Origin of the sequence: Polaromonas sp. CF318 (genome assembly GCF_000282655.1) — a bacterium.
In the GTDB taxonomy this organism is placed as follows: Bacteria; Pseudomonadota; Gammaproteobacteria; order Burkholderiales; family Burkholderiaceae_C; genus Polaromonas.
The window spans coordinates 1-15,474 of record NZ_AKIV01000032.1 but is presented as its reverse complement, the minus strand read 5'-3'; the positions used below and the strand labels follow the sequence as shown (position 1 = coordinate 15,474).

The following is a 15,474-nucleotide window of genomic DNA, read 5'->3' as shown; positions in this document are numbered from 1 at the left end:
GGGGGGGGGGAGCCGGCGGCCGCGCTCCAGCGTCGCCGCGGTGTAGATGGAGGCGCCGGATGGCGTGACCTGCGTCATCGGCGCAATCACCGCCCGCCCGCCCAGCAAGGCCCAGGCGACGCCGAACACCCCCGCCAGCAAAGCGCCGGCGCGTGACCAGGCACTCAATCCTTTGGGCCATGCGGCACCCCCGGGCATGCGCGCGGCTGGGCGCTCGGGCATGGGCAAGGCGGCCGGTGGGCTTTCCGGCTCGGGGTTGAGCGCGGCGCGCACCACCTCGGGCGTGAACGGCGGCTGGCGAAAGCGCACACCGGTGGCGTCAAAAATCGCATTGGCGATGGCCGCCGTGCCCGGCACCGACGACGACTCGCCCGCCCCCAGCGGCGGCTCGCCGGGGCGCGCCATGGTGACGACCTCTATCACCGGCACGTCGCGGAAATTCAGGATGGGATAGCTGCCCCATTCGAGGCCAGCCACGGTGTTTTTTTGCGGCTCCACCGTCACCTGCTCGGCCAGGGCGCGGCTGGTGGTCTGCACCACATTGCCGTGGATCTGGTGCTGCACGCCGGCCGGGTTGATCAGCGTGCCGGCGTCGTGCCCGACGACCACGCGCCTGACATGCACCTCGCCGGTCTTGCGGTTGACCTCGACATCGGCCACCCAGGCGGCCCAGGCGGCGCCGTAGCCCGGCCACTTGCTGTGCACGTAGCGGGCATAGGCGAAGCCCCGGCCGTGCAGGACGTCCGCCGCCTCGCCGGCGCCGGCCGGCCCTTGCTGCGGCCCTGTGTGCGCCACCCAGCCGGCGCGTTCGGCCGTGGCGCGCACCAGTTCGGCGGCGCGCGGCTCCTTGAGGTAGCGCAGGCGAAACTCGACCGGGTCCACGCCGGCGGCGGTGGCGAGCTCGTCGATATAGGATTCGTGCGCGAAGGAATTGGGCAGCGCCGACACCCCGCGCAGCCAGGAGGCGCGCAGCATGGGCGGCATGTCGTTGACGGCGACGCGCAGGTTGCCGTAGTCGTAGGGTGGTCGCGCGGTGCGGTCGCCCATCTCGAAGGCCTGCGCGACCGGCTCCAGGGTGCGCGTCAACAGCAGCGCCAAGGTGGGCGCGCCGTTGGACGGGTAGGAGGTCTGGAAGTCATAGGCCGCGACCGAGCCGTCTTCGTTGAGGCCGCCGTTGACCTGCATGAGCTGCGCGGCGCCCTTGGGCTCCCAGGCGTGTTCCTGCTCGCGGGTCAGTTGCACGCGCACCGGGCTGCCTGCCGCGCGCGACAGCAGGGCCGCGTCCGCCGCCACGTCGTCGGCGCAGTTGCGGCCGTAGCAGCCGGCGGCTTCCATGCGGATCACGTCGATGTCGACATCGGCCAGACCGGTCAGGCGCGAGAGGTCGGCGCGCAGCACATGAGGGTTCTGGGTCCCGGCCCAGACCGTCAGGCGCTCCGCCCGCCAGTCGGCCACCGCGCAGGAAGGGCCTATGGAGCCGTGCATCTGGTAGGGCCAGACATAGTTGCGCGCCAGCGCCTGCGCGGCACCGGCCATGGCGGCATCGACATCGCCCTCATCGACAAGTTTGCGCTGGGTGGACGGGTTGTTGCGTATCGCCTGCTCGAGGTCGTCCAGCCTGGGCAGCCCGGGCCAGGATTTCCACTGGACGCGCAGCTCGCGCAGCGCCTGCTCGGCCTGCTCCTCGCGCTCGGCCACCACCCCGACAAAATCGCGTATCACCACCACGGCGCGTATGCCCGGGATGTGCGCGATCGAGGACTCATCGACCGACTCCAGCGTGTTGCCGATGAAGTCGCCGTGGTCGGCCCCGGCATAGGGCGGGCGCACCACGCGGCCGTGCAGCATGCCGGGCACACGCATGTCATGCACAAAGGTCAGCGCGCCGGTGGCCTTGGCAGGGATGTCGATGCGCGGCGTGCTGGTGCCCACGATGCGGTAGTCCGCCGCCGCCTTGACGGGCGTGTCCGGCGCGAGCAGAAGCTGTGTGTGCTGTCGGGCCACCAAAACGCCGTAGTCCACAGCGCGGCTTTCGTGCCCGATGACGGACACCCGCCCGTCCCGCACCGACAGCAGCGAAGCGTCCACCTGCAGCACGGCCGCGGCGCGCGCCAGCAGCCAGGCCCGTGCCTGCGCCGCGGCGCTGCGCAGCGGAATGGCATGGACCTGGATGGAGGCGCTGGCGATGGTCGCGCCCTGGTTGGGCGCGCGCGTGGTGTCGCCCAGCACCATGTTGACCTGCTCCAGCGCGACGTCCAGCTCCTCGGCCACGATCTGGGCCAGCGCCGTGCGTATGCCGGTGCCCAGGTCCACATGGCCGTTGAGCGCCGTCACGCTGCCGTCGTCCCAGACGGCGACCAGGATTTCAAGGCCTTCCCGCGGGTTGCCGCTGACCAGTGCCGGCTGTCCCCTGGCCGGCGGCGGCGGCGCGGGCGGTTCGCGGCTCACCAGCAGCACGCCGGCGGCCGCCTGAAAATCCGCACGCGTGCGCGGTGTGTCGGCGCGGCGCGTCATGCCGCCTTCCCCTGGGCACTGTTTTGCCGTGTCAGTTCGGCCGCGCGCAGCACGGCCTGCATGATCTCCAGGTGGGTACCGCAGCGGCAGAGGTTGCCCGACAGCTCGCGGCGTATCTCGTCCTCGCTGGGCGAGGGGTTGCGCGCCAGCAAGGCCACCGTCATCATGATCATGCCGTTCAGGCAGTAGCCGCACTGGGCGGCCTGCGCCTCGATGAAAGCCTGCTGGACCGGATGAAGGGCCGCCGCCGTGCCCAGGCCTTCCAGCGTGGTGATCTCGCGGCCGGCCACACCGCCCACCGGGATCACGCAGGCACGCGCCGCGATCCCATCCACCAGCACGGTGCAGGCGCCGCACTCGCCGAGGCCGCATCCGTATTTCGGGCTGTTCAATTCGAGGTCGTTGCGCAGCACCGTCAGCAGGCAGGTGCCGGGCGGCACCGGCAGCGTGTGCTCCACCCGGTTGACGGACAGTGTGACGGCATCCACGGTCATCGGATCAGGCTGCCCGCTGAGGTGTACATCTCAAGCGCCACAAAGCTGGAGCCGTTGTGCTTGCCGGGGCCAGGCGGCGTGCAGGGAGGATCAGTTTCATAAGATTCCAGGTCATGGCGCGAGGCTAGACACTCAGGTAGGCACGGCGCACTTCGTCGTTGGCCGCCAGCTCGGCCATGGAGCCTTCATAGCGGATCTGCCCTTTTTCCAGCACATAGGCGCGGTCGGACACCAGTTCGGCAAAGTGCATGTTCTGTTCCGACAAAAGAATGCTGACCCCTTGGGCCTTGAGCTCCAGAATCATCTGGGCCATCTGCTCGACGATGACGGGCGCGACGCCCTCGGAGGGTTCGTCGAGCAGCACCAGGTAGGGATTGCCCATGAGGGTGCGCGCCACGGTGAGCATCTGCTGCTCGCCGCCGCTCATGCGGCCGCCGGCGCGGCCCGGCATTTCACCGAGGTTGGGAAACAGGGTGAAGAGCCGCTGCGGCGTCCACAGCGGCGCTTCGCTGCCGTCGGGCCAGCGCCGCGCGGGCTGGCGCCCGACCTCGAGGTTTTCCGTCACCGTCAGGTCGGTGAAGATGCGCCTGTCTTCCGGCACAAAACCCAGGCCCATGCGGGCCGCATGGTGGGGCTCGCTCTTTGAAATGTCCTTGCCCAGAAAAGACACGCTGCCGCGCCGCTTGTCGAGCATGCCGATCAGGGTCTTGAGCGTGGTCGATTTCCCGGCGCCGTTGCGCCCCATCAGGGCGACGACCTCGCCGCGCCGCACGTTGAGGCCGACGTCGAACAATATCTGGGCCGCGCCATACCAGGCCGACAAGCCGGTGGCCTGCAACAGGATTTCCTTCGCGGTGCTCATCAGGCGGCTTCCTTTACAAGGGCTTTTTTCTCGAAGGTCTTGCCGCTGCCGAAATAGACTTCCTGGACCTTGGGATGGTCGCGGATCTCCAGCGGCTTGCCTTCGGCGATCAGCCGTCCGCGCGCCAGCACGATCATGCGGTCGGCATAGGCGAAGACCACGTCCATGCTGTGCTCGGTGAACAGCACCGCCATGCCCCGGTCCATCACCAGCTGCTTGGTCAGGGCCATCAGCTCGTTGCGCTCGCGCGGCGCCATGCCCGCGGTAGGCTCATCCATGAGCAGCAGCTTGGGGTTGTTGGCCATGGCCATGGCCAGCTCCACGCGCTTGACGTCCCCATAGGCCAGCTCGCTGCAGGGCCGGTCGGCCTGGGCTTTCATGTTGACCTGCTCAAGCAGGGCGAGCGCTTCGTCGCGCTTGTGGTCCGCCGCGCGGCGCCACATGGAAAACATCTTGTGGTCCGCCGACAGCAGCGTCATCTGCACGTTCTCCACCACCGTGAGCGAGGAAAAGGTCTCGGCGATCTGGAAGGTCCGGCTGACGCCGCGCCGCCAGATCTCGCGCGGCGCCAGGCCGACGAGCTCCTGGGAGTCGAGCTGGATGGAGCCGCTGTCCGCGCGCAGCTGGCCGTTCACCATGTTGAAGGTGGTCGACTTGCCGGCGCCGTTGGGGCCTATCAGGGCCAGCAGTTCGCCGGCGGCGAGTTCGAAGTTGATGCCGTCCACCGCGCGGACGCCGCCGAACGATTTCCCCAGGCCCGTGACCTTGAGCAAGCTCATGATTTTTCTCCCGCCGCGCCGCGCCGGCTGGCCAGCAGCTGTTTGGCAAAGCCCGCGATCCCCTGCGGAAACAGCAACACCAGGATCAGGATGATGGCGCCCAGCATGGCACGCCAGTAGTCGGTGTTGCGCGCCACGGTGTCGTGCAGCCAGGTGAAGGTGACCGCGCCCACCACCGGCCCGACCAGGGTCTGGATGCCTCCCAGCAGCACCATCACCAGCCCGTCGATGGATTTGCCCACGTGCAGGCTCTCCGGCGAAATGCTGCCCTTGGAGAAGGCGTAGAGCGCGCCGGCCAGGCCCGCGAACGCGCCGGCGATCACGAAGGCCGCCCATTGCATGCGCTTGACGTTCATGCCGATGGCGTCCGAGCGCAGCACCGAATCGCGCGCCGCGCGCATGCCGTAGCCGAAGGGCGAATACAGCATGCGGTGCATGAACAGCACCGCGCCCACCACCAGGACCAGGGTCAGGTAGTAGTAGACGCGCTTGTCGGCCAGCCACGCGGCCGGCCAGACGCCGGTCAGCCCGTTGCTGCCGCCGGTGAAGGCGTCCCACTGGTAGCAGATGGCCCAGGTGATCTGCGCGAAGGCCAGCGTCAGCATCGCAAGGTAGACCCCGGACAGGCGCACGCAGAACCAGCCGTAGACGAAAGCCCCCAGCGCCGCCACCAGGGGCGCGACAACCAGCGCCAGCTCCATGGGCATGTTCAGGCTGCGCACCAGCAAGGCGGCGCCGTAAGCGCCCAGGCCGAAGTAAGCCGCGTGGCCGAAGGAGTGCATGCCGGCGGGGCCCATGATGAAGTGCAGGCTGGCCGCGAACAGCACCGCCACCAGCAGGTCGATCAGCAGCACGGTGACATAGGGCGATTGCGCCGCGAGCGCGGGCATCAGGGCCAACAGCAGCAGCAAGGCCGCGCCACCCGCCTTGTAGAGACGCTGCGGCCGGCGCAGGGGTTGCTCCGCCGCGCCCGCATGGCGGCTGGGCGCCTGGGGCCGGCCGAACAAGCCCCAGGGCCTGGCCACCAGCACCACGGCCATGACCAGGAACTCCACCACCAGGGTCAGCTTGGAAAAGGAAATGCTGATGCCGGCAATCTCGACCAGGCCCAGCCAGATGCAGATCGCCTTGAGCTCCGCGATCAGCAGCGCCGCCACATAGGCGCCGGGAATCGAGCCCATGCCGCCCACCACGACCACCACAAAGGCGGCGCCTATGATGTTGAGGTCCATCTCGAGGTTGGCGGGCTCGCGCGGCAACTGCAGCGCGCCGCCCAGGCCGGCCAGCAAGGCGCCCAGTGCGAACACGGCGGTGAACAGCCAGGCCTGGTTGACGCCGAGCGCGCTCACCATTTCGCGGTCCTGCGTGGCGGCCCTCACCAGCGTGCCCCAGCGCGTCCTGGTGAGCAGCAGCCAGAGCAGCCCCAGCACGACGGGCCCGGCCACGATCAGGAAAATGTCGTAAGAAGGAAACTGCCGGCCGAGGATGGAGACCGAACCGGTCAGGCCGGGCGCGCGCGGGCCCAGCAGCTCTTCGGCGCCCCAGAACCAGAGCACGCCGTCCTTGATCACCAGGCCCAGCGCAAAGGTGGCCAGCAGCTGGAACAGTTCGGGCGCGCGGTAGACGCGGCGCAGCAGCAGGATTTCCACCAGGGCGCCCAGCACGCCGACGGCCAGCGCGGCGATCAGCAGGGCCGGCCAGAAGCCCAGGCTGCTGCCCAGCGCACCCACCAGGGAATAGGCGACATAAATGCCGACCATGAAGAAGGAGCCGTGCGCGAAGTTGACGATGCGCGTGACGCCGAAGATCAGCGACAGCCCCGCCGCCACCAGGAACAGCGAGGACGCACCGGCCAGGCCGTTGAGCAGCTGCACGATAAAGCCTGAGAAGCTCATGAATAAACCTTTTCTTCGGGAAACCGGCAGCCTGCGGGCGCGACGGCCTGTCCGCCGCGCCTGGGGCCCCTGCGCACCGGGCAGGCCGGTGTGCCCGTGCTTTCAGTCGGCGGCGCGCATCTTCTTGACTTCGGCTGCGCTGGGCTGGAACTTGGCGCCGTCGAGGTAGCGGTAGTCGACCATCACGCCCTTGCCGCCGTCATTCTTGGTGCGGCCCACATAGGTGCCCATGGTGGACTGGTGGTCTTCCGGGCGGAACACCACGGGGCCGAAAGGCGTCGTCACTTGCAGGCCCCGGAACGCCGTGATCAGCTTCTCGGTGTCGGTGGACTTGGCTTTTTTGATGCCTTCGGCCAGGGACTTGATGGCGCTGTAGCCGACGACCGAGCCCAGGCGCGGATAGTCCTTGTACTTGCCGTGGTAGGCCAGGAAGAAGGCCTTGTGCTCGGGCGTCTGGATGCCGTACCAGGGATAACCGGTCACCACCCAGCCGTTGGGCGTTTCTTCCTTGAGCGGATCGAGGTACTCGGGCTCACCGGTCAGCAGGCTCACGACCTCGCGGCCCTGGAACAGGCCGCGGGTGTTGCCCTCGCGCACGAACTTGGAGAGGTCGGCGCCGAACAACACATTGAAGATGGCGTCCGGCTTGGCGTCGGCCATGGCCTGCACCACGCTGCCGGAGTCGACCTTGCCCAGGGGCGGGGCCTGCTCGGCCACAAACTCCACGTCGGGCTGGGCGGCCTTCAAAAGGGTCTTGAAGGTGGCCGCCGCGGACTGCCCGTACTCGTAATTGGGATAGACCACTGCCCAGCGTTTTTTCTTCATCGCGGCGGCTTCCGGCACCAGCATGGCGACCTGCATATAGGTCGAGGTGCGCAGGCGGAAGGTGTAGCGGTTGCCGTTCTGCCAGACGATCTTGTCCGTCAGCGGCTCGGCCGCCAGGAAGAAGAACTTCTTCTGCTTGGCGAAATCGGTCAGCGCCAGGCCGATGTTGGAGAGGAAGGAACCGGTGAGCACGTCGACCTTCTCGCGCGAGACCAGCTCCTCGGCGGCGCGCACCGCGTCACCGGGATTGGCGTTGTCGTCGCGGATGAACAGCTGCACCTTCTTGCCGTTGATGCCGCCCCCGGCATTGATCTCTTCGACGGCCAGCTCCATGCCCTTTTTGTAGGGCTCCAGGAAAGCGGGCTGGGCCTTGTAGCTGTTGACCTCGCCGATCTTGATGACGTCCTGCGCATGCGCCGTCATCATCGAAGCCATCAGACCCAGCAAGGTCACGGCGCTCAGCATCATCTTGTGGTGCGTCTTCATAAATACTCCTGTTTGTCGTGGATAGGATGGATGGGTAGCAGGCCCCGCGTCAGCGCAGCCCGTCCTCGCCCTTGATTTCGTGGACCTGCAACCCGCCCACGCGCGGTAGTGGCCGGCCACTGTCCGTGACGACGACAGCAACCACAATTTCATTGGCGCGCGGCGCATCGGCCACGCGCGCTTCCATGGCGTCGAAGTGGCTGCGCACAAAGGCCGCATCCTTGTGCCCCAGCGGCACGTCGATGGCCGTGCCCAGGCCGCCGCGCTTTTTGCTGGACGGCACCAGGGCCGCGCCTTTTTCCACCGCCAGCCGCAGGGGTGCGCCGAGCTTGGGGTGCAGGATGGCCGCGGCATGCTCGAGCTCGCCGGCCTCGCCCACAATCGCGGCCTTGCCGTAGCTGTGCGCCTGCCCCGGCGCTATGCCCAGGGCCTGCACGCATTTGCCGCCGAGCAGGCCGCCGAGTTCTTCGCCGATGGCGACCAGCTCGTCGAGCTTTTCCACGTAGGCCCCGGCAAAAGGGTTTTCTATCACGGCCATGGCCAGCGCCCGGCGTGTGGGCGGCGTGACGGTCTTCCCCATTTCGATCAGCGTCTCATCGACCTGGACAATGATTTTTCGGATCTTCGCGCTCATGGTGTTTCCTTGTCTCAATGTGTGGGGGTAGAGGTGGCGCGCGGCTCAGCGCAGGCCGTCCCATTTGGCGATCGCGCTGGCGGCCAGGCCGCCGACGCGCGCGTGGATGCGCGGGCCCGTGCTCATCGCGAGGATGAAGACGATTTCGTCGGGCAGGGGCGCGCCCGGCACGCGCACCTCGATGGCGTCGAAGTGGCTGCGCACATAGCTGGCGTTGACATGCGTCATCGGCACATCGAGCGCCGTCCCCGGCCCGCCCACTTTTTTGGTGGAGGGCACGATGGACAGCGCGTTGCCGGGCTGCCCGGTTTTTTCCTCGGCCTTGCCCTTGGCATAGGCATTGCGGTCGCCCTTCCAGCCCAGCAGCTCGCGCATGGCGTAGCCGCCCGGCACATGCCAGAGCGCGCCGTGCTCAAGTTCCCCGGCCGCGCCGACGATTGCGCCCTTGCCATAGCCCTCGATGCGCTCCGCCGGGACATCCATCGCGGCGCGCAGGCGCCGGGCCATGTCAATGCCGACGGGCTGCAGCGCGTCCATCATCGGCAGGATGTCGGGCTCATAGCGCCCGGCGAAGGGGTTGGCCAGCACCGCGGCAATCGCCCCGCGCAGCAGCGGCGTGGGCGCCTCGGGGCCGAATTCGTGCCGTATCTGCTCCACGTGCGTAAAGATGCGCCTGATTTCAATCATGGTTGAAGGTCCATTCATTTCATTAAGCAAATACCGAACCAGCTTGCCGGCCGCCGCGAGGGTTTTCCAGCCTTTGCACCGAGCCGCCGGTCGCGGTGCTCATGAACTGCCCCTGGCACACCAGCACCGCCGACCAGATCAGCCCGGCCGCGCGCAAGGTCTGGGCGCGCCTGAGGCCGGCGTGCAGCGCGCGGCCCACCAGCTCGGGCTCCAGCGGCGGCACCTCGACCGTGACGGGAATCGTGCCGAGGTCGCTGTCGTCCTTCAGCTCGCAAGCCGGCCGGCGCTGGATGCGCGCATCGGCCACATCCACCGCATTCGCGATCACGGTCGCGGCCGCGTCGGCTTCGGCGGCCGTGCGCGCCAGCACGGTGACGCTGTCGGCGATGCCCAGTGAAAAGCTCCGGCCGCGCCATCCGCTGGTGGCCACGCCGCGCACAGGCAGGGCGCTGTCGACCTCGAACTGCCCGTCGGTTTGCATGCCGTGCAGGATTTCATCGACGCCCAGGCGGTCGATGTCCGCATACAGGCCTATGCGCACCGACTGCGAAGGCGCGAGGTGAAGCGCGATGTCGCCCCCGTTGTTGATCCAGGCCCGCGTGATGCCGTTCGCCGCGTAGCAGGCGACCAGTTCCTGCGCCACCGCGCCGGCCACCGCGGCCATGGGGGTGATGAAGCCGCTCCGGTAGGGCCGGCACGCATGCCACATGCGCCGCGCCACCGGGCCGCTCAGCGGACACGGCCCTTGCACGGGCTGCCGCAACACAGGCAGTTCCCGCACCAGCTCGCCGAGAATGCCGCCGAAGCGCTGCCAGGCCTGCTCATGCGCCGCCTCCACCGCGGCCGGGCTGCCGTTGGCGCCTATGACGATGTCCATGGGCCCGTGCTGGAAATGCCAGCGGCCGTCGGGCAGTTGCGTGCGTTGGGCGTTCATGGCGAGCAGGCCTAGCCGAGGAGCGGGGGACGCGCCAGCGGCCAGGGATTGGCCGCCGGCAGCGCGGCCCAGGCCAGGGCCGTGGGCGCGCCTTCGTTGTGCCAGGCGCCGCGGTGCAGCGCGTGCTCCAGCGTGCGCACATGGTCCATGTGGCCGCCCAGCGCGCGGTAGTCGTCCAGCTTCATGCTGAACTCAATCGGCGCGACGATGGCCGGCGTGGGTACGGTCCCGAAGCTGTTGTCCGGCATGCGCATGACGTCGGCCATCACCGTGATCCCGCCGCCCGGCCAGACATAGGCCGGCGCGCCGCCGCAGGTGACATTCACCAGCGCGTCCTTGATGGCGCGCGTCAGCAGGACGGGGTTTTCGGTGACACCGGCGCGCAAGCTGCCGCCGGCCCCGCCGAGAAAGAGCACGGTGGACAGCGAGGGCTCGCAGTTCTCGCCGATGCGCTCCACGATGCGGCGCACTTCGGGCGGCATCTCCTGCTCGACCGGGTTGAGCGCCTCATCGAGCACATACCAGCTCGCATGCTCGCCGGTGGTGGAGGTCATCAGCAGGCGCAGGCCCGGCCAGGCCACGGACGCATCCCAGGTCTCGATGATGGACAGCGGGTCGGCGATGTCGGTGCCGCCCCAGCCCACACCGGGATTGGCAACCTGGAAATAGCGCCCCGGCGTGGACTTGCGCCCCCGCATCTTGATGCCGGAGGGCGGCATGTCCAGGCAGCGGCCGGCCTGGTGCTCGGTCAGCACGCCGGTGATGTGGTCGTCGACCACCACCACCTCATCGAGCTTGCCGAACAGCTGCTTGGCAAAGATGCCGACCGTGGCCGAACCGCAGCCCACGCGCATGCGTTTTTCCTCCACGCCGTTCACGACGGGCGCGCGGCCCGCCTGGATCAGGATTTGCGAGCCGCCGTCGATGGTGAACTCCACGGCCTGCTTGTTGCCCAGCGCCTGCATCATCTCGACCGTCACACGGCCTTCCTTCTTGCTGCCGCCGGTCAAGTGGTGCACGCCGCCCAGCGACAGCATCTGGGAGCCGTATTCGGCCGTCGTCACGTGGCCGACCACTTCGCCCTTGCAGCGCACATTGGCCTGCTCCGCGCCCAGGAAGCGATCGGTGTCTATCTTCACCTTGAAGCTGCAGTAGCTGAAAATCCCTTCGGTGACCACGGTGACCAGGTCCACGCCGGCCGCCTTCGACGACACGATAAAGGGCGCGGGCTTGTAGTCCGGGTAGGTCGTCGACGAGCCGACGCCGGTGACAAACACCTCGTCGGCCAGCAACAGGTCGCCGCTCCAGGCCGGCGCCGCGGGCGGGGCAGCTGCGGCGCCGCCCTGCGGCGCGGGCTGCGCCGCGGCTTCACGCCCCGCGAAAGAGACCAGCTGCGGCTCCGAACCCGACAGGGTGCGGCGCAGCAGCAGCACGGGGTCCACACGCACCAGGGTGCCGCCGTGGTTGGCATAGCGGTCGCAGGCACCGCTGCGGCCGTCGGAAATCTGGCACAGCACCGGGCAGGCATTGCACTCGATCTTCTCGCTGTTCATGCGCTCATTGCGCGGCCTGGCCTTTTCCAGCACCTGGGGAAGGCCGTCCCTGCCCGGCAGGCCGTCCGTTTTTGTGTGTTCGGTCATCGTGTTCACCTTGTTCGCACCGGCCCCATCCCGGGGCGCAATCCCCAATGTAGTGCGCACTTAATTTACATGTTGCATTTGCTACATTTAAATTCAATGTAGCGGATACGGAATTGCCGCGCAATAGGATTTGCACCGCGGCCTCCAATTTATTTTTAAAAATGTTGCAGGCACTTAACTTAAATGTTGCGTTCACTACATTAATGTGGCACATTGCCTGCATCGACGATCGCCGGCCCGAAGCGCCGCGCAAAGGAGTTCCTGTGACCCACGTAGTGACCGACGCCTGCATCAAATGCAAATACACCGACTGTGTGGACGTGTGCCCGGTGGATTGCTTCAAGCAGGGCCCGCACTTCCTGGTCATAGACCCGGACGAATGCATAGACTGTGCCGTCTGCATTCCGGAATGCCCGGTGAACGCCATTTACGCGGACACGGACACCCCCGAGCAGTTCAAGCCCTTCCTGGAAATCAACGCAAGGCTGTCCAAGCTGTGGCCCACCATTTCCAAGCGCATCGCGCCCCTGCCGGACGCCGAGCTGTGGAAAGACAAGACCGACAAGCTGGCGGGCCTGGATCTCGGCTGAAGGCCGCCGGCCCGCACCCCATTTCATACACCGACCGACCCTCCACACCCCCCCCACCATGAGCGCTTTCAACGAAGAAACCGTCCTGTCCGTTCACCACTGGACCAACCGCCTGTTCACCTTCACCACCACCCGCGACACCTCGCTGCGCTTTAGCAACGGGCACTTCACCATGATCGGACTCAGGGTCAATGACAAGCCCCTGCTGCGCGCCTACAGCATCGTGAGCCCCAACCATGAGGAGCACCTGGAATTCCTCAGCATCAAGGTGGAAGACGGCCCGCTGACCTCGCGCCTGCAGCACATCCAGGTCGGCGACAAGATCATCGTCGGGCGCAAACCCACCGGCACGCTGGTCATCGATTACCTGCTGCCGGGCAAGCGGCTGTACCTGCTCTCGACCGGCACGGGCCTGGCGCCCTTCATGAGCATCATCCGCGACCCGGCGACCTACGAGCGGTTCGAGCAGGTCGTGCTGGTCCACGGCGTGCGCCAGGCCGACGAGCTGGCCTACCACGACCTGGTCGTCGAGCACCTGCCCCAGCACGAATTCCTCGGCGACCTGATCTCCAGACAGTTGCTGTACTACCCCACCGTCACGCGGGAGGCCTACCGCAACATGGGGCGCGTCACCGACCTGATCGAAAGCGGAAAGATGCAGGCGGACCTGGGCCTGCCGCCGCTGGACGCGGCGCACGACAGGGTCATGATCTGCGGCAGCCCCGGCATGCTCAAGGATCTCAAACACATGCTCGAAGGCAGGGGCTTCACGGAAGGCAACACCTCCAGGCCGGGCGACTTCGTCATTGAACGCGCCTTCGCCGAGCAGTGAGGAGGAAGATGGCCCGGCGTTTGCTTGCACCCTACACTAGTACTGCAACCCGAAAGCATCGAAACATGAAAGCGCGTCTTCGCACCCATGGCGGCGTTGCAACCCTTGCGAAGGCGTCCAGCCTTCGCTGCGGCTTGCGCCTTGCCCTGGGCACGAATCCATCGCTTTCATTGTGTTTCGCTACTCCCGGGTTGCAGTACTAGCCGGGAAATTTCTTCCCCGGCTGCAACCCGCCCACCCCTTTGCCAACCGCGACCGGACACCCATCCATGACAGTGAAGACAGCCAGAACCACCACGCCGCGCGCCGCGACGCCCAAACGCGCGGCGGCCAAACGGCCGGGCGTGCGGGAGCAGGCCGCGCAAACCACACGCGACAACATACTGCGCGCGGCAACCAAGGTCTTCGCGCGTTACGGCTACGACGGCGGCAGCGTGGAGAAAATCTCCAAGTCGGCCAAGTCCTTCGACCGCATGATTTATTACTACTTCGGCAGCAAGGAAGGCTTGTTCATCGAAGTTCTCGAAGACATGTACCGCCGCATGAACGACGCGGAGCTCGAACTGTCGCTGGACATCGAGCATCCCATCGAGTCCCTGACGGACGTGATCTGCTTCGTGGTCTCCTACTACAGCAAGAACCCGGAATTCATCACCCTGCTCAACACGGAGAACCTGCACCGCGGCAAGCACATCGCCAAATCGCAGCGCGCGCGCGACTATTCGTCGCCTGCCATCGCCATCATCCGGCAGCTGCTGGAAAGCGGCGTGCGCAAGAAAATCTTCCGCTCGGACATCTCCGCCCGCAACGTCTACCTGCTCATCGCGGCGACGGGCTACTTTTACATCTCCAATCGCCACACGCTGTCGGCCTTCCTCGGCGAAGACCTGCAGTCGCCCGAAGCGCTGGCCCAGTGGCAGGCCTTCATCATCAGCACCGTGCTGCGCACCGTCATGCTGAACCCCTGATTTCCCCACACACCACCGAAAAGAGGCCATCCATGGCAGAAGCAGCATCGACCGGCAAGTCTGGAAAAGTCGTCATCAAAAACATCGGCTTGCTGCTGTCCGGCGACATAGACCGCCCCATCCTGGACGCCGACACCATCGTCGTGAACGACGGGCTGATCGTGGCCGTCGGCAAGGCCAAGGACTGCGACACCGCGCACGCGCAGACCGTGATCGACGCGCAGCGGACCTGCGTGGCGCCCGGGCTGATCGACAGCCATGTGCACCCGGTCTTCGGCGACTGGACGCCACGCCAGAACCAGATCGGCTGGATAGACTCGACCATGCACGGCGGCGTCACCACCATGATTTCGGCCGGCGAAGTTCACCTGCCGGGACGGCCCAAGGACATCGTGGGCCTGAAGGCGCTGGCCATCACCGCGCAGCGCGCTTTCGACAACTTCCGCCCGGGCGGCGTCAAGGTCCTGGCCGGCGCGCCCATCATCGAAAAAGGCATGACCGAGCAGGACTTCAAGGACCTGGCCGAGGCCGGCGTCACCCTGCTCGGCGAAGTGGGCCTGGGTTCCGTCAAGGCGGGCTACGAGGCCAAGGAGATGGTCGGCTGGGCGCGCAAATACGGCATCCAGAGCACCATCCACACCGGCGGCCCGTCGATTCCGGGCTCCGGCCTGATCGACAAGGACGTGGTGCTGGAGGCTGACGCGGACGTGATAGGCCACATCAACGGCGGGCACACGGCGTTATCAGAAGCGCATGTCTGCGAACTCTGCGAGAAGTCCTCGCGCGCGATCGAGATCGTCCACAACGGCAATGAGAAGGTCGCGATCGCCGCCGCCCAGGCGGCGCTGCAGCTCAAGTGCCCGCACCGCGTCATCCTGGGCACCGACGGCCCCGCCGGCTCGGGTGTCCAGCCGCTGGGCATGCTGCGCCTGATCTCCCTGCTCTGCAGCCTGGGCAACATCCCCCCGGAGCTGGCCTTCTGTTTTGCCACCGGCAACACGGCGCGCATCCGCAAACTCAACTGCGGCCTGATAGAAGCCGGCCGCGATGCCGACTTTGTCTTCATGGACAAGGCCCAGCACTCCGCCGGGCGGGACATCCTCGACAGCATCCAGCGCGGCGACATCCCCGGCGTCGGCATGGTGATGATCGACGGCCTGGTGCGCTGCGGCCGCAGCCGCAATACGCCGCCGGCCACACAAATTCCCGTCGTCGTCGCGGCCTGAGGCTGCCTCCATTTTTTTCCCCGCGCGGGGATAGCCCTGCGCGCCACTTTTTCATCACCCGTCAAGGAATTGGTCAATGAAGGTTCTGGTCCCCGTCAAACGTGTAGT

Annotated in this window: 14 protein-coding genes; 4 read left to right on the top strand and 10 right to left on the bottom strand. The window is 67.0% G+C overall.

Annotation, left to right across the window (positions count from 1 at the left end; all coding sequences use genetic code 11):
* The 10 genes from PMI15_RS04325 to PMI15_RS04280 form a co-directional block, all read right to left on the bottom strand.
* Window positions 1-2,514: molybdopterin cofactor-binding domain-containing protein (locus PMI15_RS04325; protein WP_007864215.1), on the bottom strand; the 2,514-nt coding region annotated here is incomplete at its 3' end.
* The gene (locus PMI15_RS04320; RefSeq protein ID WP_007864212.1) at window positions 2,511-3,008 is read right to left on the bottom strand and encodes a (2Fe-2S)-binding protein; all 498 of its coding nucleotides are present in this window, start codon (window positions 3,006-3,008) and stop codon (window positions 2,511-2,513) included. The genes PMI15_RS04325 and PMI15_RS04320, both read right to left, overlap by 4 nt.
* A 124-nt stretch (window positions 3,009-3,132) precedes the next feature.
* Window positions 3,133-3,870 carry an ABC transporter ATP-binding protein gene (locus PMI15_RS04315; RefSeq protein ID WP_007864211.1) on the bottom strand — a complete coding sequence of 246 codons (738 nt, stop codon included), beginning with the start codon at window positions 3,868-3,870 and terminating at the stop codon, window positions 3,133-3,135.
* Window positions 3,870-4,649: an ABC transporter ATP-binding protein gene (locus PMI15_RS04310; RefSeq protein WP_007864210.1), complete on the bottom strand. Its 780-nt coding sequence runs from the start codon at window positions 4,647-4,649 to the stop codon at window positions 3,870-3,872. Before PMI15_RS04310 ends, PMI15_RS04315 begins: the two co-directional genes overlap by 1 nt.
* Window positions 4,646-6,544 carry an ABC transporter permease gene (locus tag PMI15_RS04305; RefSeq protein WP_007864209.1) on the bottom strand — a complete coding sequence of 633 codons (1,899 nt, stop codon included), beginning with the start codon at window positions 6,542-6,544 and terminating at the stop codon, window positions 4,646-4,648. Before PMI15_RS04305 ends, PMI15_RS04310 begins: the two co-directional genes overlap by 4 nt.
* 102 nt (window positions 6,545-6,646) lie before the next feature.
* On the bottom strand, window positions 6,647-7,837 hold the full coding sequence (locus tag PMI15_RS04300; RefSeq protein WP_086003818.1) for an ABC transporter substrate-binding protein: 1,191 nt from the start codon (window positions 7,835-7,837) through the stop codon (window positions 6,647-6,649).
* Window positions 7,838-7,904: 67 nt separating this feature from the next.
* Window positions 7,905-8,489, bottom strand: a complete 585-nt coding sequence (locus PMI15_RS04295; RefSeq protein ID WP_007864207.1) for an amino acid synthesis family protein — start codon at window positions 8,487-8,489, stop codon at window positions 7,905-7,907.
* 45 nt (window positions 8,490-8,534) lie between these two features.
* Window positions 8,535-9,176, bottom strand: a complete 642-nt coding sequence (locus PMI15_RS04290; protein ID WP_007864206.1) for an amino acid synthesis family protein — start codon at window positions 9,174-9,176, stop codon at window positions 8,535-8,537.
* Between the two features lie 22 nt (window positions 9,177-9,198).
* Entirely contained in the window at window positions 9,199-10,110 is a 912-nt protein-coding gene (locus tag PMI15_RS04285; RefSeq protein ID WP_007864205.1) for a UPF0280 family protein, read from the bottom strand.
* 11 nt (window positions 10,111-10,121) lie between these two features.
* Complete coding sequence (locus tag PMI15_RS04280; protein WP_007864204.1) at window positions 10,122-11,750, bottom strand: hypothetical protein; 1,629 nt, start codon at window positions 11,748-11,750, stop codon at window positions 10,122-10,124.
* A gap of 263 nt (window positions 11,751-12,013) precedes the next feature.
* Here PMI15_RS04280 and fdxA point away from each other — a divergent pair, with 263 nt between their 5' ends.
* The 4 genes from fdxA to PMI15_RS04260 all read left to right on the top strand — a co-directional run bounded on the left by fdxA (window position 12,014) and on the right by PMI15_RS04260 (window position 15,366).
* Window positions 12,014-12,340 carry a ferredoxin FdxA gene (gene fdxA, locus PMI15_RS04275; protein WP_007864203.1) on the top strand — a complete coding sequence of 109 codons (327 nt, stop codon included), beginning with the start codon at window positions 12,014-12,016 and terminating at the stop codon, window positions 12,338-12,340.
* A 58-nt stretch (window positions 12,341-12,398) separates the two neighbouring features.
* Window positions 12,399-13,172, top strand: a complete 774-nt coding sequence (locus tag PMI15_RS04270) for a ferredoxin--NADP reductase (protein WP_007864202.1) — start codon at window positions 12,399-12,401, stop codon at window positions 13,170-13,172.
* Window positions 13,173-13,441: 269 nt separating this feature from the next.
* Entirely contained in the window at window positions 13,442-14,140 is a 699-nt protein-coding gene (locus PMI15_RS04265) for a TetR/AcrR family transcriptional regulator (protein WP_007864201.1), read from the top strand.
* A 32-nt stretch (window positions 14,141-14,172) separates the two neighbouring features.
* Window positions 14,173-15,366 carry an amidohydrolase family protein gene (locus PMI15_RS04260; RefSeq protein WP_007864198.1) on the top strand — a complete coding sequence of 398 codons (1,194 nt, stop codon included), beginning with the start codon at window positions 14,173-14,175 and terminating at the stop codon, window positions 15,364-15,366.
* Window positions 15,367-15,474 lie beyond the last annotated feature (108 nt).